The organism is Jonesia denitrificans DSM 20603, assembly GCF_000024065.1.
Lineage (GTDB): Bacteria > Actinomycetota > Actinomycetes > Actinomycetales > Cellulomonadaceae > Jonesia > Jonesia denitrificans.
In genome coordinates this window covers 1,370,131-1,389,330 of sequence record NC_013174.1, presented here as the reverse complement: position 1 = coordinate 1,389,330, position 19,200 = coordinate 1,370,131, and the positions used below count along the sequence as shown (strand labels likewise).

Below are 19,200 nucleotides of genomic sequence, written 5' to 3'. Positions count from 1 at the left end.
TTTTGCGACACGTGTGGTTACAACAGGGGAGTGAGCGGGGTGAGCACACGTTCACCGATCCGATTCATCACAGGCCGGTTCTCCCACTCGTCAAGATCAAGCCGCCTGCAGTTCGATAAGTCTAAAGCGAAGACCTTTTCCATTTCTTGAGCGAGTTCCACGCTGTAAATGGACATGTTAATTTCGTAGTTACCTTGCAAGCTGAGCCGGTCAATGTTTGCAGTACCGATTGTTGTCCATTCGCCATCAACTGTGCACGTCTTTGCATGCACCATTGCATTTTGGTAGAGCCAAATAGTCACTCCACCGCGCAAGAGTTTGGAATAAAGACCTCGAGAAAGCCAATCAGTGATCACGTGGTTGGACGCCTCTGGGACGATAACTCGTACATCAACACCCCGTGCGGCCGCATCGAGAAGGTCCTGCAGGAACACATCATCAGGAATGAAGTATGCCTGGGTGAGATAAATATGATGTGTTGCACGACGAATCGCAGATAAGTAGATATTCCGAACCGGATACACCTGTCGAATTGGTGCATTTTCAGCTGTTTGGATTCGGGGGAGCCAGTCAGGTGTTGCTGATGGTTCGATCAGGGGGAGAGCTTCGGTCCGATTATGGTTCCAGAAGCTCACGAAAGCGTTGGTGAGTTCCCATACGCCCGGCCCTGTCAGTTTGAGGTGAGTGTCTCGCCATTGGGTAGCGTAGACCGACCCGATGTTGAACCCACCGACAAACCCTACTGCTTCATCAACAACAAGAATTTTTCTGTGATCTCGCCCGGTGTACTTTAAATTGAGCAAAAGGATCTGTGGTCGAAAAAGTGGGTACGCAAGCACGTGTACATTACTCGGGAAGCGGAAGAACTCTCGGGGGACAACGAGGTTGGCGAAGGTGTCATAAATAAGGTACACCTCAACTCCACGCTGAGCCGCATCGATCACTGCGTCTTTGAATTCGAGGCCAACCTCATCATTTTTCCAAATGTAGCTTTCGAGATAGATTGACACTTCAGCTGAACGGATCGCCGCAAGCATATCTGCATACACGTCGGCGCCGTAGGTGTAGACGGTCGCCTCTGTGCCGTGAATATCGACAGTCACAGGCCGTTGATGGGGGAATTGTGCCTGGCGTTGTTCTTTTCGTTTGTGAAAATGGTCCAGCGCTGTGATGCCAATTGCCGTTCCAAAAGTTGTTGCGGCACCAAGAAGCGCCATGCGCACTGCTGTTTGTCGTGCAAATGAAGTTAGTTGTTCAAACGGTGTGGCCACGTGACTAACAGTAGTGTGCGACGGGGGAGTTAGCCTGTTGATTTCGCGTGTGAGGTCATCATCGCGCTGTGATCTGACGCAGTCCTCCTCCGGCCACATGTCATGCATAGATATACGGTGGCCATACGGTAAGACGTTGGCGCAGTGTGTTTCCGCAATCGCGAACGACGCCTGGAACGGGATTGAGCTGACAGAGAGCTCATGGCTTTTCAGAGGTCGGAACTGCCAGATGAAGAGGGGTCGGTGGGGTGCTAATGGGACAAACTCGTGGATGATCCATCACTGTAAAATGTCATAACGTACATTATCGGAGTTTCTGCTGGGTAGGTTGGTGCTCATTGCTGGATACGACATCCATGATGATGGTTTATGGGAAACTGTGACATGCCCGCGGAACAACGACGATGCCCGGAGCGTTATGTACAATGGAAAGTCGGCCACGACGGGTTTGCTGGCGGCGTGTTGACGTTCGGGATCATTCCTGGGCAACGGTGCCTCAACTCCACTACAGGAAGGTAGCAGCCACACATGGCAGATCGTTCATTGCGCGGCATGTCCATCGGTTCGAAAAGTATGGAAACCGATGAGAACGTCGAGTTCGCTCCGCGGCAAGAAGCACGCTACGAGTGCCCCAACGGACACGTGATCATCCTGCCGTTTTCCACTGAAGCTGAAGTTCCAGTTGTGTGGGAATGTAGGTGTGGCGAACAAGCCCTTCTCAACGATGCCGAGCGTCCAGAAGAAGCTCCGGCTAAAGCGGTCCGCACGCACTGGGACATGCTCCTAGAACGCCGCACCGAAAAAGAACTTGACGAACTACTCACTGAGCGCTTGGAGCTTCTCCGTGCAGGGAAACTACGACGCGGATCTGGCTTCGCTCGGTCTTAACTCGTGTCTCTGTGCAGGTGAAGAGCGCTTTCCCCTCATAATGATGTGGCAATGTCATCGTCCACCTGGCGTGGACATGACATATCCCCCGTTGTTATGAGGGGTTTCTTCTTTCCCGGGAGGACACGAGCGAAACCCCACAGCGTGACTCGCCACAGTGCCTCACGCACAATGCGCCCGTTCATCTTAGACTCCCCCATTGTCCGTTCAACGAACGTGATCGGAACCTCTGCAACCGTGCCCTCGAGCGCGTCAATATGCCGAGTCATGTCCACTTGAAAGCAGTATCCGTGGGAATGAATGGTCGAAAAATCGATCTGCGACAGCGCAGACGACCGGTAAGCTCTGAAACCAGCCGTGGCATCACGAATGGGTAGACGAAGCATCAGTTTGACGTACATGTTTCCCGCACGGGATAAGACATGACGATACCAAGGCCAATTCTCAACCTTTCCGCCAGGAACCCATCGAGACCCTACGGCCATGACAGTGGTGCGTGACGCCTGCACTGCTTCAATTAACAACGGTGCGTCTTGCGGTCGATGAGAACCATCGGCGTCCATCTCACACAGAATTGAGTACGACCGGGCCAATCCCCAAGCAAAGCCGGCAAGGTAGGCAGCCCCAAGCCCTTCTTTCGCTGTTCGGTGCAGCACGTGAACACGATCGTCATGGCGTGCCAAACTGTCGGCAACTTTGCCGGTACCGTCGGGACTGTTGTCATCAACAACGAGCACATGACAGTTGAGGGATGAGAGTAGTGCAGGGACAACAACGGGAAGATTATCCTTCTCATTGTAGGTGGGAATGATGACGAGTACCTGTTGTGCTGGTGACTGAGCCACTTCAGCCCTTCCTCACGGCCGCTTCTTTGCGGGATGGTCGCGGTCGAGCAGCCCCCCGCGTACGCGACCGGTGGCGAGCATCAATGATGCCCGTTACCACGAGCAACACACTAGCACCTCCAGCAACTACTGTGGGAGCGATCCCGAGCCTGACTGCCGGAGTCAGTGACGTACGCAAAGCAACCCGCTGGACAAACTGCTCTGCGGTGAAATGCCCTGTCCGCACCTTCTCGACACCATGGGGGGTGTAGACAGCAGAAACCCCCACCGTGGACACGTGGATCACAGCGCGCCCAGTTTCAATGGCACGCAACCGAGACATCGCAAGTTGTTGGGTGGACTCATTTGTGTGGCCAAACGAGGCGTTATTCGTTTGGACAATAAGGACCTCTCCCCCACGTTTCACCGCATCATAAATGATGTTGTCATACCCAACTTCAAAGCAGATGATGGGTGAGACCCGCACATCGCGATCAAGCGAATCAATCGGAACGTCAAGTATTGATGGCTGCTCTCCTGGCAACATATCCGTGGAAATGAGGTCTACAGCTGGCGACAGTCGACGGAAGAAATCACGAAAGGGAATGTATTCGCCAAACGGGACGGGATGCTGTTTCACGTAGCGTCCCGTCACCCCCTGCCCTTCCTGCCACAGAAGCGACACGTTGTACCGCCCACCGCTGTCAGGGTATTCCTGCGCTCCAAGGAGTACTGGTACACCGACGTCGCGAGCTGCCGCATCGATCAGGGCGGCAGCTCCTGCGTCAGCTTGTGGGTCAATATCCGTCCCATTTTCAGGCCACACAACAAGGTCCAAACCCGGCTGTCCCGCCAGCTGATGAGTTCCAGCGACGTGGTTATTGAGGACCTCTTGGCGGTTTGCAAAAGCGCCAAGACCGGGATTCTCCACGTTGCCTTGAACACCTCCCACCGTGAGCATTCCCTGCTGAGCCTGAGTGTCTAGTGGAATAAGGAAACCGCTCGCAAGCATGATGACGGCGCCAAGGCCAGCGGATCCAATCGACACAAGATTAAGTCGAATGAGACCAAGGACGAGCACACCGAGAAGGGCGCCGATCAGAGCTACCGCGAAGGATGTGAGTGGAATACCGCCTAGCCATGCGAGCCGCGCAATAGGCGACTCAGATTGCGAAAATCCAAGCCTCCCCCAGGGAAATCCTCCAAAGGGGGTGGTCATGCGAAGGTATTCAACCGCGACCCATAACGTGGCGAACGCAAACGACTGTCGTGCAAAGGAGCCACGGAGGAATCGGCTTCGTGCAGCAAACGACCACGCCCACGCGAAAACACCAATGTACAAACCCTGTACTACGCTCAGCGCAACCCACGGCAACGCGCCGCCCACGGCGTACTCAGCCCAACGAATGTGTGGCAAGAAGAACGCAAGGCCCCACACCCAACCAGCAACAAAACTGACGCCAGAGTGGCGTTTCCAGGTGGCAAGCCACAACCCTGCTATACCGACAAAGGCAAGACCCCACAGGTTACGGTCAGGAAAAGCCCAATCTGTGAAGAAACCGCTCACAGCAGCGATCATCAGCACGAAAGGCACGGGTACTTGATGCACGTTCACGCAGTCACACTACGTGAGGAGACTGAATTTTCCCTGCGCACACGCCCCACAACTCAACGTTGACTAGCGGTCAACATCATGATGGCCCCCGAGTCCTTCGTACCGTGATCATTCACGTTTTCTACTGAACTCGGGGGCCACATGTGCGCTTTCGCGTCGGCCACCACACGCACAGCAGAACGCTTCGAGCGTGGGCACTGTCCACCTTCCCGCGTTGCTAGCCGCATGTCAACTTCTGGTCACGTCCTGGGGGGCTTGTGTTCATGAAATCGGCGTGATCGCGCCCACAACCGCAACGGGTGAAAACAGGCGCTGACCCATTAATCCGGCCGTTGAACCCTTACGGTGCTTCGTAGATCAACTCTCCACTGCGCCAGGTAGCTAAACAGGTGGGAACAAGACCCTCTTGAGCAAGGTAAGGAAGCAACGGTGTACCACTGCGCGCATCAGTTGACCACGACGAACGCCCATCATTTTCAGCCTGGACACCTAACTCCGGCGCATCCCACAACGCAAGATGAGCAGGAGCCCCCACAGTGATCTCCCCAGCTGTGACTTCTCCACGTAACCGATGCCCGGCGCGTGTGTGTGCGCGAAACGCAGCCCGTGCAGAAATACGCTGATCACTGTTGGTGTGCCACACCGCAGCACGCACACCATCCCATGGGTTTATTGGCGTCACCGGCGAATCAGACCCGAACCCAACCGTGACACCAGAGGCCATCATTGACCGGATCGGCGTCGTTGCCAGCGCCCGCTGCTGGCCTAGTCGCTGGGCGTACATTCCTGATGGCCCACCCCACCATGCGTCGAACGCTGGCTGGGCGCTGATCATCACGCTGAGGTCCACACACGTTGCAAGAGCGTTGTCATCAAGGAGTTCAACGTGTTCAAGTCGGTGCCCCGCCCGCCGGATTGCTTGACGCATCTGGGGGGACTCACCAGCAACCTGCTGAAGAGCCTGAACTACCACATCGAGTGCGCCGTCACCGATCACATGAAACCCACCTTGAACTCCGGCAAGGGAGGTCGCACGAATGTGGTCAGCCACAGTTGTCACGGACAGATGCTGTGTCCCGCGATTGCCCGCATCGTCACTGTAATCCTGCCGGAGCAGTGCAGAACGTGACCCGAACGAACCATCGACCGATAAATCCCCAGCAAGACCTTGCAGGCCAGGGATTTCAGTTGCCAGCGCCTCTACCTGGTCAACTGAACTCACAGCCTCGCCACGATACCCCACAACAAGCGGAAGACCAGATTCCGGCTCACGTGTCATCTCAATAAGCCGCGCCAACCCAGCGCGGGTGTCAATCCCAGGCGCCGAGTTTTCGTGAACCTCCACAACACCTAACGATGCGCAGCGCGCCAACACTGACCGGTACAGTTCGTCGCGGAAGAACGGGTCCAACACCTGCAGTGCCTGACGTACATGCACATGGTCATCGTCACGAAGCGGCGTAGTTCGTGGAGTGTTGACATCGTTGAGTTCCGCCCACCGCAGCAACGCAGTAGACCCTAAGGCCGAGTGGAGATCAGCTCGTGGCACATAGACGGGGACCGTACCAGCCACCTGATCAATGTCCTGCCATGACAACCGATCCTGTTCTGGCCACCCGGAATCGTCGTATCCCAGGAACGTGATGGGGTGCTCCCCTGGCTTCCATCCAGCCGCCGCCTCAGCAATACGGTTCTTCACCTGTTCCCGCGTTGTTACCCCAGCCCGGGGGGATAGTTGCGGTGACCGCATCGTGATTGCTGTTTCCAACACATGCACGTGAGCGTCCACAAACGCTGGCGTGACAAGAGCTCCTTCAGCGTCGCGCACGGTGGCGTTAGGGGCAATTGACCGTGCAACCTCGGTGTCCCCCACCCACGCGACAACACCGTTGTCCACGAGCAGCGCGGTTGCAAAAGGATGACGAGAAGAATGAATGGTGGCGTTTGTTATTAACAGTTGTGGCATAGTCATGATCTCCTACACGCTGGAATAGTCAACGACGCCGCGTCGAATAGAGTCAATAGCTTGACGGGCGGTCTGAGCCACAGCCTCATCCGGCGCAACATGAGCGATGTGGTCAAGTGCGTCAAGGATCTGTTTTGCCCAGCGCACAAAATCCCCAGCAGTGAGTTCTGATTGATCAAGGACTGCGTCAAGTGACCGCCCTCTTGTCCACGCGTGAATGGCCCACACGAGTCCTGCGTCGAGGTCCCCAGTTTCTTCCAATCCGAGTGAGTCCTCAAGTTCGGTCAGTGTTCCCCACATGGCGGCCATTTTTTCGATGCTGCCCCCCAGTTTTCCTGTCGGCCCACCGGGGATCGAGGGTTCAGCATGTTCCTCGCCTCGCGCTTGATACACGGCCGCGGACACTGCGCCAGCAAGCTGTGCGGCGTCAAGTCCTTTCCACACCCCATGGGTGAGGCACTCGGCAATGAGGAGATCATTTTCGGCGTAAATTCGTTGAAGTGTTCGCCCTTGCTCAGTAACCACATAGTGGTCACCGTTGCGTTCAACATACCCATACTGATCAAGTACGCGGCAGATTTTGTCAAAGACTTTGGCGATGGACCCAGTTTTTCGGTCAATGCGTGCCAGCAATCCTTCGTGCTCCCGACGGAGCGTCAACCAGCGCTCCCCCCATCGTGCGTGGTCATCACGGTCTGGACAAGCATGGCAGGGGTGGTCCCGCAGTTCCTGACGTAGGGACGCGATAAGACGGTCACCACCGGCGTCAGACCTGCGCTTTCTGCCCCCATATTCACGTGTGGGTGCCGGTGTCATGTCACCGTGGCGAAGGACATCACGGAACTGTTGAGTGGCAGCTCTGCGATCGGAAGGCCGCCGGGTATTGAGTCGGGGATCGAGCCGCATCGAACCGACATGGGTCAGGCCATGGGGAACATCGGCGGCGGTGAGGACCCGGGTTTTGCCGCCTTCGGTCAACACGAATGGGCGCCGTCCTTCAAATCCTGTGTCTTTCCCACGATCCAATACCAGAACATAGCCGGTCGATCGCCCTGAAGGAATTTCTGCAATGTCTCCTACCCGCAAGGCGGACAGTGCGCGAATCGCATCGTTCCGTGCTGCAGTTGATGCTTGTTGCGATACTTGACGCTCGCGTTGAGTCAGCCGTTCGCGAAGGAGCATGTACTCGTGAAAATCACCACGATCACAGTGCATTGCCTGCTCGTAGCCAGTGAGGGCTTCCGAGTTCCCTTGGGCTTGACGAGCCAAATCCACAACACCGCGGTCGGCTTGGAACTGTGCAAAGGACGTTTCGAGGATTTCTCGAGCTTGTGCGAAACCAAACCGGTCAACAAGGTTGACCGCCATGTTGTAGGTCGGTGAAAAACTTGATCGGAGCGGGTAGGTGCGCCGTGATGCCAAGCGGACAAGCGCCATCGGGTCAAGCCCCACGTGGTCAACAACAACCGCGTGCCCCTCCACATCAATTCCACGACGTCCAGCTCGCCCGGTGAGTTGGGTGTACTCCCCTGGCGTCATGTCGACGTGGGCGGTGCCATTCCATTTCACAAGTTTTTCAAGAACAACGGTGCGGGCAGGCATATTGATGCCTAAAGCAAGTGTTTCAGTGGCAAACACAACTTTGATCAGACCACGCGAGAAGAGTTCTTCGACCACTTCTTTAAACAAGGGAAGCATGCCAGCGTGGTGGGCAGCGATTCCACGGGTCAGACCATCAAGCCACCCGTGAAACCCAAGGACTGACAGGTCTTCTGGTGGAACGGAGGCGACACGTGATTCAACAATGATGCGAATCTGGCGTGCTTGGGTTTCTGTGGTCAGCGTAATGCCTGTGGCAAGGCATTGTTCCACTGCTGCGTTACACCCCGCACGAGAGAAAATGAAATAAATCGCGGGAAGGAGGTCTGCTTCAGCAAGCTCATTGATGACTGCGAAACGTGGTGGTCCTCGACGACCTGAATGCTGAGGGCGCCCTCGTCGTGGCTGGCGGGGTCCTGAGTCTCGGCCTCGTCGCATGGTGTTGAGAAGGTCAGGGTTGATGGGCGGCGTGGGACCAGGATCAGTGGGGTCGACGGTGTGAGCGTACAAATCAATGAGGCCACCGGGGCTGTCTGACCGCCCTTGGGTGATTACGTGTTGCCATAGTGGAACGGGACGTCGCTCAGAAACGATGACAGCGGTTGAACCGCGTACTGCGGCGAGCCAGTCCCCGAACTCCTCCGCGTTGGATACCGTGGCAGACAGCGAGACGAGTTGCACCGACCGGTCGAGGTGGATGATGACTTCTTCCCACACTGCGCCGCGAAACCTGTCAGCAAGGTAGTGGACTTCATCCATGATGACGTAGCCAACATTATCGAGCGTGGTGGACTGCGCGTAAATCATGTTGCGCAGCACCTCTGTGGTCATCACAACAATGGGTGCTTCGCCGTTGATTGTCGCATCACCAGTGAGCAATCCAACGTTGTGCGGACCGTGGACACGTTGAAGGTCGTGAAATTTCTGGTTCGAGAGCGCTTTGATGGGGGTGGTGTAAAACGCTTTGCGGTGTTGTTGAAGGGCGAGGTGAACCGCGAACTCCCCCACGATGGTTTTCCCCGCTCCTGTGGGAGCTGCAACCAAAACACCGTCCCCTTTTTCGAGGTGTTCACATGCCTGATGCTGGAATTCATCCAAAGGGAAGTCCAGTGTTGTGGCGAAGTGTGACAGGTGGGGGTATGCACGAGTGCGTTGGTGGTGAGCGTACCGTTGCGCAGGGCTCAATTCCTGTTCAGGGTGTGGTTGCTCGACAGCTTGGGCTTCTTTTTTTCGCTGTTCACGGACCCGTGAGCGTTTCGGCGACATAGGTTTAGCGTATCGGTGTGGCTCGTGGATGTCAGATCACACGCGGTTAGTCGACGTCTGCAAGTTCCGCGTCTAGTGCGTCCAATGCCCGTGCAACGCGTCGATCATGGAGCCATGCAACACCAACAGCGGCAAAGAACAGGACACAAATGGGTAGCGCTACCAGGATCATGGTGAGGGCATCAGGTGTTGGAGTCATCATTGCGGAGAAGGTGAACGCCACAACGATGGCCCACCGCCATCCTTTGAGCATCGTTGCTGCTGACAGCAAGCCCATGAAGTTGAGTCCCACCAGAAGTACGGGCATGGCGAAGGCGAGACCAAAGGCGATTAGCAGGCGCATCACAAAGCTCAGGTAGGTTTGTGCATCAAGAAGGTTAGCGGCTTGGTCAGGGACGAAGTCGGTGAGGATGCCGATGGCGTGTGGTAGGACAAGCCAGGCAAGAGCCGCACCACTGAGGAACAAGGGAACTGTGGCGGAAACGAAACCGTAGGCGTAGAGCTTTTCTTTGCGTGAGAGCCCGGGGGTGATGAAGGCCCAAAGTTGGTAGAGCCACCAAGGGCTGGAGATGATTAACCCAACAAAGAGCGCCATTTTTATGCGCATGTCCAAAGCGCTGGCCACACCGGTGAAGTTAATGGAGAAAAGTTGATCGGCCTCCTGCGCCGCGGTGATCACCGGTTGTTGAAGCGCCTGAAATACGGGGGTGAACAGAAACCAGCCCGCCACCGCTGCGAGAACAATGCCGAGTGCGGCTTTAAAGAGTCGCCCCTTGAGCTCGCGGAAATGGTCCATGAGGGCCATATCCGAGCGTGCTTGACGTCGTTCAGCTTTGCGTTGTGCTCGTTTTGCCCGTCGGACGTCCTTGGGTGACGGGCTAGTTCCTGCGGGTGTAGACACGGTTAGGCTGCGCCTCCACCGCGGTGCGATTGATCACCAGGCGATGTGGGAGACGGATCACTAGGGGCGCTGTGGGTGGCAGCAGGCCCTGGGTGTGTGGGCTCGTTGGGCTGGCTGTATGTCTGAGCCGGTGTGTCGTCGTCGCTGAGGTCCTTGATCTCTTTTTTGAAGATCTTCATGGACTGCCCAATGCTGCGCGCAAGATCAGGGAGCTTCTTTGCACCGAACAGCAGCAACAAAACAAGGATGAGAATAAGCCAGTGAGACGGCTTGGTAAGACCTGGCATCGCGTTCTCCTAGGGTGGTGGGGCGTGCAACTATCTTAGACTCCTCGGAGGTTAACCCAGCGACGTTGCCGGGAGGTGAACACACATCGTCATCGAAGCGCTTCGAGGATTCTGGTGTTCACCTTACCTCGCGCACAGGATTTTTCCCACTAGTATGCCGAGAGCCAGAAGCTGACACCGAACGCAATTGACCTGACAACCAGCGGTCCCAAGCCGCCTGTCGTCGCAGTTGGCGGCGTTCAACACGCCGGACTGCATTGACTCGGCGTACCTCACGCAACTGCGCTTTCACTGCGGCACCCCCGTCGACATCCACAGGTCGCACCTCATTCAAATGCGGAGGAAGGGCTTGTTCCTGCGCGGCCCTCATCCGGTCCCCCACTACTGCCACCCGATCGACTGCGTGTTTCCCAGCCCGCAATAACAGCAAGGCAAGAACGGCCAGCAAGCTCAGCGCGCTGACAACGAGAACCGACCACAACAACAACCAATTCACAAGTAGTACCCCTCTTTATTCACCCCTGACAAAGACGTCGTGATTGTCTTCATCGTATGCCCTGAGCGCGCGCAGAGCACGCTCCCTTGCGCCCTGCGCCACGTGCTCAGGTTCCACGCGGTGAATCACTGATCCATGAGCCAACAAAAACTGAGTGAACCACTCGTCATTGACCACAGTGACATCCACAACAAGTGCATCATCTGTGACAGCAACCTGATCTGCGGGTATGTTCTCCACCAACCACGCCGCATGCACATCAACCCACATCCGCACCTGGAACCCGTCACCCTGGGGGGCAGCAGAGTCGGGACGATCACCAACAGGATGTGTCACAGGCACCTCACTGTGCACAACGCGAGTCATCCGGTCGACCCGAAACACCCGCTCACCATCTGAGGTGACACACCACCCACTGAGATAAAACGCATCACCATCATTGAACAATGCCCACGGTTCCACTCGCCTCACCGAGCGGCGTTCAGAGAAATCAAGATACTCGATATCAACACAAACCCCGCGAGTAATAGCTCGTTGCACCTCGCTCAGCACCTGCGCGGATACTGTTGGTTGAAACCGGACATCAATTGCTTGGGCTAGCTCACCCAAGGGGAACGCCACCTTTCGCACCAGCCTATCCAGCGCATCGAGAGTGTCAGGGTTCATATCACTGGCTTCCACCATGCCCCGCAACGCAGCCAACGCAGCCAATACCGTCAACCCTTCTTGCGGCCCAAGCCGCAAGGGTTCACTCAACCCACGATCAGCAGTTAATGCCACCACGCCACGATCCAGCGCATCGGCATCAAAATCAATGAGATCCTGCGGCAAATACCCGGGGGTCCCGGTCAACCACAAGACATCAATGTCTTTACGGATCTGCTGCGGCGATACTCCAAAAAAGCGAGCAAGATCCACGAGCGGTGTGGGGCCAGCCTGAGACAAATGTGCCACCAACGCCAACAAGCGCGTCAACCGATCCGGAGTCCGTTCAGCCATCGTGGCGCTCCTTTGAGTTGTCCGTCTCCCCAGCCAACACAGTTGCAGCCTGAAGTCTCGAAACCACATGGTCACGCAACTGAGCAGGCTCGAGAACCAGCACATCAGGACCCAACGCTGCGATCTCTTCACTCACCGACTCACGCCCGTCCCACGTACCAACCCACACGATACGACCATCGGACCGCAACTGACCGTCTTTCCTCATAGAAGCAGTCAACCGCAACGCCTTACCAGGAAGAACCGCAAGAACTAGCCGGTCATTGACCTGTGACTCGCTCTGCCCCATCAACGCATCAGTGTCCACGTTCTCAGGAATAGTCACCGACCCCTGCCCGCCCACCGGAACTACTTTCCCCACCATCCGAGCCAACTTAAACACACGAGGCTCACCAGCGTCCTGATCACGGCCAATCACATACCAATGACTCTCCCGCAACACCAGACGCCACGGCTCAATGACGCGCCTGCGCGTCACCCCAGAATGCGCGGAACGATAATCACACCGCACAGCACACCGCCTGGACAACGCAACAATCACTGGCTCAAACGCATCGGTGACATCACGCAACGACAAATACACACCCGTCAGAAACTCCACCTCCTGCGGGCCGTCATACCCAGCGCGCAACTTCGTTAACGCCCTCGAGGACAACTGCTCCACACCGCTATGCCGCCACAAACCAGCGGCCACACCAAGGACAGCGAACTCCTGCGCAGACAGTTGCACATCCCCAAGCGCATACTGGTCGTGATCGATGCGATACCCCACATCCTCAGGGTGTAACGCATCATCAGTCACCAAGGGAATCCCCAAATCGCGCAGCAACTCCTTATCACGCTCAAACATGCGCTCAAAAGCCGCAGGGGAAGCGTGCGGCGAGTAGCCCGCGACCTTATTCGCAATATCGCGGCGCGTCATTCTCCCCGTGGTGTTGCGTAATGCAATCACCAAATTGAGAAGTCTCTCCGAAGGACTCACAGAACTATTCATCATCACCCACGCTAGTCCAGTACGGTTAGATCTGTGATCACATGGCGTGAAGGAAAAATCGTGTCGCTCGGCCGACAATGGAACGGATGCCAAGAAGCCCAGGTTGTGGACTCCCACGGACACACCATCCGGGCACTGGCCTACACCCAACTCGTTGGGACACTGACCACCGGGATGGACGTCCACCTCAACAGCACCGCGCTCGACCGCGGACTGGGAACTGGCGGGTACGCGATGATTGTCGCCACCCACACCGCCCAACCCCACCAAGGGCGACGCCCCGACTCCCACGGTCACCTCGTCAAAGCACGCTACACCCCCACTCAAGCGATGGTTCTTGGAGTCGACGAACAAGAATCCGAGCACCACGACACTATGCGAGAAGCCACCAGCCTCGACGGGATGCCAGTGATCACCACCGACCTCCATTCAGCTCTTCCCGCGATCGTCACAGGCATCGAACAAGGGTGGACCAAGACCACACCACCCACGATCGCCTACGTCATGACAGACGGCGGAGCGTTACCAGCCTGGTTTTCCCGCACCGTCGACACCCTGCGCAGCACTCAACGCATCACCAGTGTCATCACCACCGGACAAGCATTTGGCGGCGACTTTGAGGCTGCCACCCTCCACACCGGGTTGCTCGCTGCACGCCACGTTGTCCGAGCCGACATTGCAATCGTCATTCAAGGTCCTGGCAACCTCGGAACGGGAACCCCATGGGGGTTTTCAGGTATCCACGTTGGTGAGGTCATCAACGCCACCCACATCCTGGGCGGCCACCCCATTGCCGCGTTACGGCTCTCAGGTGCAGATGCTCGCCCTCGCCACCAAGGCATCTCCCACCATTCACTGACCGCCATCGGCAAAGTTGCCCTCGCCCCCGCGACCGTCATCTGCCCACAGTTACCAGCAGACACGTGGTTCACCGACCTCTTCACAGCCAACGACACCTTAGCTGCTGATGCACTATCCACACTCATCACCCGACAAATAGCTGACCTTCGCGATCAAGCCCCACACCACACCTACATTGACCAAGACCTCACGCCCGCACTGCACACGGCACTTCATCACTCCCCGGTCACCCTGTCCACCATGGGACGGGGCTACACTAGTGACCCGTTAGCATTCCTTGCTGTCGCAGCTGCAGGCCTGTGGGCTGCCACCCACATAAACTAACACCCGTCACGGGGCGAAAAGGTGCCACAATGACACGGAACGAACGCGCACTCCTCACCGTGTGTGCAGGAGTCATCACACTCGCAATGATGCTGATGACACCGCTGTCACTCACCCTTCCTCCTGCCGTGTTCGAAGGCCCCCCACTCGTAGAACTCACGGATACCACCCCCCCAGAGATCACCCCCGTTGAGGACGAAGAACCACAGCCAGCGAACTGGATCACCCGGACCATTCTCCTTGTCCTTGGCACCACATTGATCGCGCTCTTGATTGCGCGCATCCTCCGTTACGTTCTCCACACCTGGGCTCAACGGCAACAATGGCGAACCGAACCCCTGCGTGACACCAACTCCGACCCCAACGACGCGACCCTCGCATTAGCAACATTGACTGATCACCTAGTGAACGCAGTCACCGAATCCCAACGCATCGCCAGAACAACAGCAGACCCCAACGACGCAATCATCGCCGCCTGGGAAGCGCTCGAACACGCAGCCGCACGCAGCGGTATAGAACGACCCGACTGGCAAACAACCAGCGAATTCACCACCGACATGCTCCGCCTCACCCCAGCTCCACCAGCAGCGGTCACAATCTTGCATGACGCCTTCCACCGAGCACGCTTCGGGCACCGCGACCTTACTGACAACGACTCAAGTAACGCCCTCGCCGCACTTGACACCATCGCCGATCACCTGCGTCACACCACCGCCTCATGACACAACGACTTGCCACAGCCCTCACCATTGCCAGTGCGGTGATCACCACAACACTCGCAGCGAACACGATGCTCACCTGGCCCCACGCCTTGACCATCACCGGCACAACCGCACTCATCACCTGGGTGCTCACCATCATCCCCACAGCAGACCCCATCCCCACGACTCCTCGCCGCACCCACAACAGGCCAGGAGCCCGAGACGACGTATCTCACCTCTCCTGGACGCTCTTCTCCCGCGACGGAACAACTTCTTATTCAGGCCACACACGACTACGCGCACTCACTACCTCAGCCCTGACCCGGGCAGGATGCGACCTCACCACCGCAAGCGGACAACAGCGCGCCCAAGAACTCCTTGGCCCACCGCTCTACCAACAACTCATGACACGGACGTCAGGCATGAACAACAAAGCCGTGATCACACTCTTGTCCCGGCTCGACGACATCACGACAACCGCCAACCACACCAAGGACCACTCATGACTGCGACAATGACACCCGCGGACGTGTCCCACCACGCCCAAGCCATCCTCGACGAAGCAGCAACCGTCATCGTCGGGATGGAAGACACCCTCGCCATCGCCGTTGCAGCTCTCCTCGCCAAAGGACACGTCCTGTTCGAAGACGTCCCAGGACTAGGCAAAACCCTCGCCGCACGCACCCTTGCCCACACCCTCGGACTCGAGTTCTCCCGAGTCCAATGCACACCCGACCTTCTCCCCTCAGACATCACCGGTGGAGTCATCTTCAACCCCGCAACCCGCGAATTTGATGTCCGTCAAGGCCCCCTGTTCACCGGCCTGTTCCTCGCCGACGAAATCAACCGCACAGCCCCCAAGACACAATCCGCCCTCCTCGAAGCCATGGCTGAACGCCAAGTCACCATCGACGGCATCACCTACCCACTACCCCAACCCTTCCACGTCATCGCCACGTCAAACCCGGTCGAATTCGATGGAACCTACCCACTACCCGAAGCACAACTGGACCGCTTCATGGTCCGACTATCCGTGGGATACCTCAGCGCCGAAGACGAAGCACACATGGTCACCCGCCGACTCAACCGCCACACCGACACACCAACTGTGCAGCGCATCGTCAGCAGCAACGACTTCCACACCATGCAAGAAACCATCGAAACTGTCCTCATCAACCCCGACATCGTTGACTACTGCGTCAACCTCGTCCACGCCACCCGCACCCACGCCGCCACAGAAGTCGGCGCCTCCCCACGCGCCTCCCAAGCGCTCGCACTACTCGCCCGCGCCTACGCCGTCGTCCAAGGACGCGACTACGTCATCCCCGAAGACGTCAAAACAATCGCCCCCGCAGTCCTGGCCCACCGGCTCACCCTCACCGCAACCGCCTGGGCAACCAACGTCGACCCAGCGAACATCGTGCACTCCATCCTCACCTCCGTCCCAACCCCAGCGATCACCACACCCACACCATGACGAACGCAGCGTGGTACCAAACCAACACACCACGAGATTTCGCGATCCTGGGCGTACTCACTCTGGCCATCGCACTGATCTTTGCACACCCACTTATCGCGCTCATCGCCTGCAGTCTCATCCTCATCGCGCTCCTCATGCGCCACCCCCGCCCCACCACAGCCCCCACCGTCACCACCACAGTGACAACCGATGCGCATCCCAACTCCCAGCACATCACCGCCACCGCGACCATCACCACACCAATCAGCGCCGATGCGCACATCCGCATCGAGACCCCAGGTGCCCCTCCTATCACCTACTCGCTACGGGTCGCGACCACCGAACACATTGACATCACCATCCCCCTTGCCCGAACAGGCCAACGACACCTGGGAACAGCAACCACCACGCTCACCGCACCCCACTACGGCCTCATCAGCGACACCATCACCACAAACCTGGGCCACGTCACTGTTCTGCCCGCAGCCACACCACTGCCCACCGTCCCGCTTGTCGCCCGAATCACCGGACTCACCGGCCCCCACACCTCACGAGCCCGAGGAGCAGGAACCGAATTCCTCGACCTCGCCCCCATGCAACCCCACGACCGGCGCTCCACCATCAACTGGTACGCAACCGCCCGCAAATCCCCCGACCTCACCAACCTCTACGTACGCCGAACCTACGCACAAGCCGAAGCAACCATCGTCATCATGATCGACTCACGCGATGACGTCGGACGCGAAATCGCCCTCTGGGGGTCAGGATCACAACCTCGCCCCGACCAACGCACCTCACTCGACATCGCCCGAATCGCCGGTCTCTCCCTTGCACACACCCACATCACCCGAGGCGACCGCGTCGGACTCGAAGACCTCGGCCACCCCCGCCCACCACTATCACCAGCAACCGGTGCACGCCACCTCGCCCGCCTGCAACACGCCCTCGCTCTCGCCACACCCCACGGCGCCCCACCAGAAAGAACCAGAGCACCCGCCATCCCCGCCGGCGCACAGGTCTACCTTCTATCTACACTCCTCGACAACGCCGCCTACGACGCCGCACTCTCCATCACCCGCCACGGACACTCCCTCATCATCATCGACACCCTCCCCACCACAAACACCTGGGGCCTGACCCCCCGCGCACAACAAGCCTGGCGCATCATCTCCCACGAACGATCCCAACGCATCGCCGGGCTCACCGACCTCCACTGCCCCGTGATCCAATGGGACAACGCCAACCCCCACCAGGCCTTCACCCACCTCGACCGCCACACCCAACGGACCAAACGGACCCAACGATGACCCGGAAAACCCAACGCCACCACCGCACAACCACCCCCACACCACGCATCGTCAACCGAACAACACACCCAGCCTGGCTGGCCTACCTCCCCCTGGTCCTCCTCCTCACAACCACCACCGTGTCCGCCACAACATGGATGCCCGCACTAGCCCAGATCACCAGCATCATCGTGGCCGCAACGCTGGCCATCATCGGCTTGACACGCGGGGCCCTACCTGCACTCATCACTGCGTGGGCACTGACAATCATTCACCTCACCCAAACAGACCCCCAACACCCCACAGTTCTCGCAGCAGTGAACACAATCCTCATCATCGGATCAACCGTTGCAACCCAACAGTGGGCAACACCGCACCCTCAGCAACACTGGGACACTCGCTCCATCCTGACGATGTGGACCCCCGTTCTCCTTGCGACCACAAGTATCACCATCGCCGTGGGCATCATCATGGTGGCTGCCCCCAGCATGAGTCACCGTGCACCATTGCTTGGGGCTGTCCTCTTTCTTGGTGCGCTCGCAGTGGGAGGCGCCGTGTGGGTGCGTATGTCCGTGAGGTCCACGATGTCAGCTGCCCAACCAGAGGATGGTTCTCATGACTGATGTGCACAAGGACCGTCCTTTGTTGTCAACGGTTGCAGGGTGGCACCGGCACGAGATAGTGATCAAAAAGTCTCGTTTCATTGCCACCGCTGCTCATGTGACCAGCAAAGATGACGCAGACAAGGTCATCCACGAGGTTCGCCACGAATTCTACGACGCCCGTCACCACTGTGTGGCGCTGAGTGTGGGGATGGATATTCCGGAACAACGATCGTCTGATGACGGTGAACCATCTGGTACTGCGGGAATCCCGATGCTTGAGGTTTTGCGTGCACGGTCGTTGAGCAATGTGGTTGTCGTGGTTTCGCGGTACTTCGGCGGGGTATTGCTTGGGGCGTCAGGTCTTGTCCGCGCTTATTCGTCAGCAACATCTGAGGTTCTTGACCAGATGCAGGTGGTTGAGCACCGTTGGGTGGACGTCTCAGAACTCGAGTGCGACCACGCGTTGGCAGGACGTGTCGAGAACTTTCTCAGAGAATGGCTCTCACAGAACCACGGCACACTTGTTGACGTTCGATATCACTCAAACGTGAACTTCACGATTGAGTCATCCCATACAGATGATCTCAATAAAATACTTGCATCAGAGTTCTCGGGGAAACTTCGCGCAATCCATGTTGACCGTGTAATCCGCTGATCCGCATCACCGAAGCATTCTTATGTAACAGTATGCACTGATTGATCTCGTAACTATCAGTCACACTGAATGTATCGTCCTGACCAGATAGTTAGCTTGATTAGCAGACTCATCGCATACAGCTTAGATAGACTACATCACGGCCTAAAACCTAGAACAGACATACAAGACTATTTATTGGTTTGAATAATGTTCGTTTATCG

Annotated in this window: 18 protein-coding genes; 8 read left to right on the top strand and 10 right to left on the bottom strand. The window is 57.4% G+C overall.

The annotated features are described in order from the left end of the window. Window positions 1–17: 17 nt before the first annotated feature. A complete protein-coding gene (locus JDEN_RS06535; RefSeq protein WP_226926585.1) occupies window positions 18–1,271 on the bottom strand; it encodes a phospholipase D-like domain-containing protein in 1,254 nt (417 codons plus the stop codon). 528 nt (window positions 1,272–1,799) lie between these two features. On the opposite strand from JDEN_RS06535, the gene JDEN_RS06530 reads away from it, so the two are divergent. Beyond that, window positions 1,800–2,159, top strand: coding sequence for an RNA polymerase-binding protein RbpA (locus tag JDEN_RS06530; RefSeq protein ID WP_015771580.1), 360 nt, complete (start codon window positions 1,800–1,802; stop codon window positions 2,157–2,159). A 35-nt stretch (window positions 2,160–2,194) separates the two neighbouring features. Here JDEN_RS06530 and JDEN_RS06525 read toward each other — a convergent pair whose 3' ends face one another. The 9 genes from JDEN_RS06525 to JDEN_RS06490 all read right to left on the bottom strand — a co-directional run bounded on the left by JDEN_RS06525 (window position 2,195) and on the right by JDEN_RS06490 (window position 13,094). After that, the gene (locus tag JDEN_RS06525) at window positions 2,195–3,004 is read right to left on the bottom strand and encodes a polyprenol monophosphomannose synthase (RefSeq protein WP_015771579.1); all 810 of its coding nucleotides are present in this window, start codon (window positions 3,002–3,004) and stop codon (window positions 2,195–2,197) included. A 1-nt stretch (window position 3,005) separates the two neighbouring features. Then, on the bottom strand, window positions 3,006–4,598 hold the full coding sequence (gene lnt, locus JDEN_RS06520; RefSeq protein WP_226926586.1) for an apolipoprotein N-acyltransferase: 1,593 nt from the start codon (window positions 4,596–4,598) through the stop codon (window positions 3,006–3,008). Window positions 4,599–4,938: 340 nt separating this feature from the next. Beyond that, complete coding sequence (locus JDEN_RS06515) at window positions 4,939–6,570, bottom strand: amidohydrolase (protein ID WP_226926587.1); 1,632 nt, start codon at window positions 6,568–6,570, stop codon at window positions 4,939–4,941. A 6-nt stretch (window positions 6,571–6,576) separates the two neighbouring features. Then, the gene (locus tag JDEN_RS06510; RefSeq protein WP_015771576.1) at window positions 6,577–9,429 is read right to left on the bottom strand and encodes a DEAD/DEAH box helicase; all 2,853 of its coding nucleotides are present in this window, start codon (window positions 9,427–9,429) and stop codon (window positions 6,577–6,579) included. A 46-nt stretch (window positions 9,430–9,475) separates the two neighbouring features. After that, entirely contained in the window at window positions 9,476–10,234 is a 759-nt protein-coding gene (gene tatC / locus JDEN_RS06505) for a twin-arginine translocase subunit TatC (RefSeq protein ID WP_015771575.1), read from the bottom strand. A gap of 98 nt (window positions 10,235–10,332) precedes the next feature. Beyond that, a complete protein-coding gene (gene tatA / locus JDEN_RS06500) occupies window positions 10,333–10,617 on the bottom strand; it encodes a Sec-independent protein translocase subunit TatA (protein ID WP_015771574.1) in 285 nt (94 codons plus the stop codon). A gap of 118 nt (window positions 10,618–10,735) precedes the next feature. After that, window positions 10,736–11,113, bottom strand: coding sequence for a hypothetical protein (locus JDEN_RS13640; RefSeq protein ID WP_015771573.1), 378 nt, complete (start codon window positions 11,111–11,113; stop codon window positions 10,736–10,738). 15 nt (window positions 11,114–11,128) lie between these two features. Further along, window positions 11,129–12,112: a helix-turn-helix transcriptional regulator gene (locus JDEN_RS06495; RefSeq protein WP_015771572.1), complete on the bottom strand. Its 984-nt coding sequence runs from the start codon at window positions 12,110–12,112 to the stop codon at window positions 11,129–11,131. After that, a complete protein-coding gene (locus JDEN_RS06490) occupies window positions 12,105–13,094 on the bottom strand; it encodes a helix-turn-helix transcriptional regulator (RefSeq protein ID WP_169304102.1) in 990 nt (329 codons plus the stop codon). Before JDEN_RS06490 ends, JDEN_RS06495 begins: the two co-directional genes overlap by 8 nt. A gap of 45 nt (window positions 13,095–13,139) precedes the next feature. On the opposite strand from JDEN_RS06490, the gene JDEN_RS06485 reads away from it, so the two are divergent. From JDEN_RS06485 to JDEN_RS06455, 7 genes are read left to right on the top strand one after another with little or no spacing between them, the layout of a single operon-like run. Further along, on the top strand, window positions 13,140–14,291 hold the full coding sequence (locus tag JDEN_RS06485) for a DUF3866 family protein (RefSeq protein WP_105597272.1): 1,152 nt from the start codon (window positions 13,140–13,142) through the stop codon (window positions 14,289–14,291). Between the two features lie 29 nt (window positions 14,292–14,320). Continuing rightward, window positions 14,321–15,013: a DUF4129 domain-containing protein gene (locus tag JDEN_RS06480; protein WP_015771569.1), complete on the top strand. Its 693-nt coding sequence runs from the start codon at window positions 14,321–14,323 to the stop codon at window positions 15,011–15,013. After that, window positions 15,010–15,498, top strand: coding sequence for a hypothetical protein (locus JDEN_RS06475; RefSeq protein WP_015771568.1), 489 nt, complete (start codon window positions 15,010–15,012; stop codon window positions 15,496–15,498). Before JDEN_RS06480 ends, JDEN_RS06475 begins: the two co-directional genes overlap by 4 nt. Further along, complete coding sequence (locus JDEN_RS06470; protein ID WP_015771567.1) at window positions 15,495–16,469, top strand: AAA family ATPase; 975 nt, start codon at window positions 15,495–15,497, stop codon at window positions 16,467–16,469. The genes JDEN_RS06475 and JDEN_RS06470 overlap by 4 nt, the downstream gene beginning before the upstream one ends. Further along, a complete protein-coding gene (locus JDEN_RS12980) occupies window positions 16,466–17,758 on the top strand; it encodes a DUF58 domain-containing protein (protein ID WP_015771566.1) in 1,293 nt (430 codons plus the stop codon). Before JDEN_RS06470 ends, JDEN_RS12980 begins: the two co-directional genes overlap by 4 nt. After that, a complete protein-coding gene (locus tag JDEN_RS06460) occupies window positions 17,755–18,360 on the top strand; it encodes a hypothetical protein (protein WP_015771565.1) in 606 nt (201 codons plus the stop codon). Before JDEN_RS12980 ends, JDEN_RS06460 begins: the two co-directional genes overlap by 4 nt. Next, window positions 18,353–18,997, top strand: coding sequence for an IMPACT family protein (locus JDEN_RS06455; protein ID WP_015771564.1), 645 nt, complete (start codon window positions 18,353–18,355; stop codon window positions 18,995–18,997). The genes JDEN_RS06460 and JDEN_RS06455 overlap by 8 nt, the downstream gene beginning before the upstream one ends. Window positions 18,998–19,200 lie beyond the last annotated feature (203 nt).

Coding starts and splice junctions, on each gene's coding strand:
- tatA (WP_015771574.1), bottom strand. CDS start 10,617: ATGCCAGGTCTTACCAAGCCGTCTCACTGGCTTATTCTCATCCTTGTT.
- JDEN_RS06480 (WP_015771569.1), top strand. CDS start 14,321: ATGACACGGAACGAACGCGCACTCCTCACCGTGTGTGCAGGAGTCATC.
- JDEN_RS06515 (WP_226926587.1), bottom strand. CDS start 6,570: ATGACTATGCCACAACTGTTAATAACAAACGCCACCATTCATTCTTCT.
- JDEN_RS06510 (WP_015771576.1), bottom strand. CDS start 9,429: ATGTCGCCGAAACGCTCACGGGTCCGTGAACAGCGAAAAAAAGAAGCC.
- JDEN_RS06495 (WP_015771572.1), bottom strand. CDS start 12,112: ATGGCTGAACGGACTCCGGATCGGTTGACGCGCTTGTTGGCGTTGGTG.
- JDEN_RS06460 (WP_015771565.1), top strand. CDS start 17,755: ATGACCCGGAAAACCCAACGCCACCACCGCACAACCACCCCCACACCA.
- JDEN_RS06455 (WP_015771564.1), top strand. CDS start 18,353: ATGACTGATGTGCACAAGGACCGTCCTTTGTTGTCAACGGTTGCAGGG.
- JDEN_RS06470 (WP_015771567.1), top strand. CDS start 15,495: ATGACTGCGACAATGACACCCGCGGACGTGTCCCACCACGCCCAAGCC.
- tatC (WP_015771575.1), bottom strand. CDS start 10,234: ATGGCCCTCATGGACCATTTCCGCGAGCTCAAGGGGCGACTCTTTAAA.
- JDEN_RS06475 (WP_015771568.1), top strand. CDS start 15,010: ATGACACAACGACTTGCCACAGCCCTCACCATTGCCAGTGCGGTGATC.
- JDEN_RS12980 (WP_015771566.1), top strand. CDS start 16,466: ATGACGAACGCAGCGTGGTACCAAACCAACACACCACGAGATTTCGCG.
- JDEN_RS06530 (WP_015771580.1), top strand. CDS start 1,800: ATGGCAGATCGTTCATTGCGCGGCATGTCCATCGGTTCGAAAAGTATG.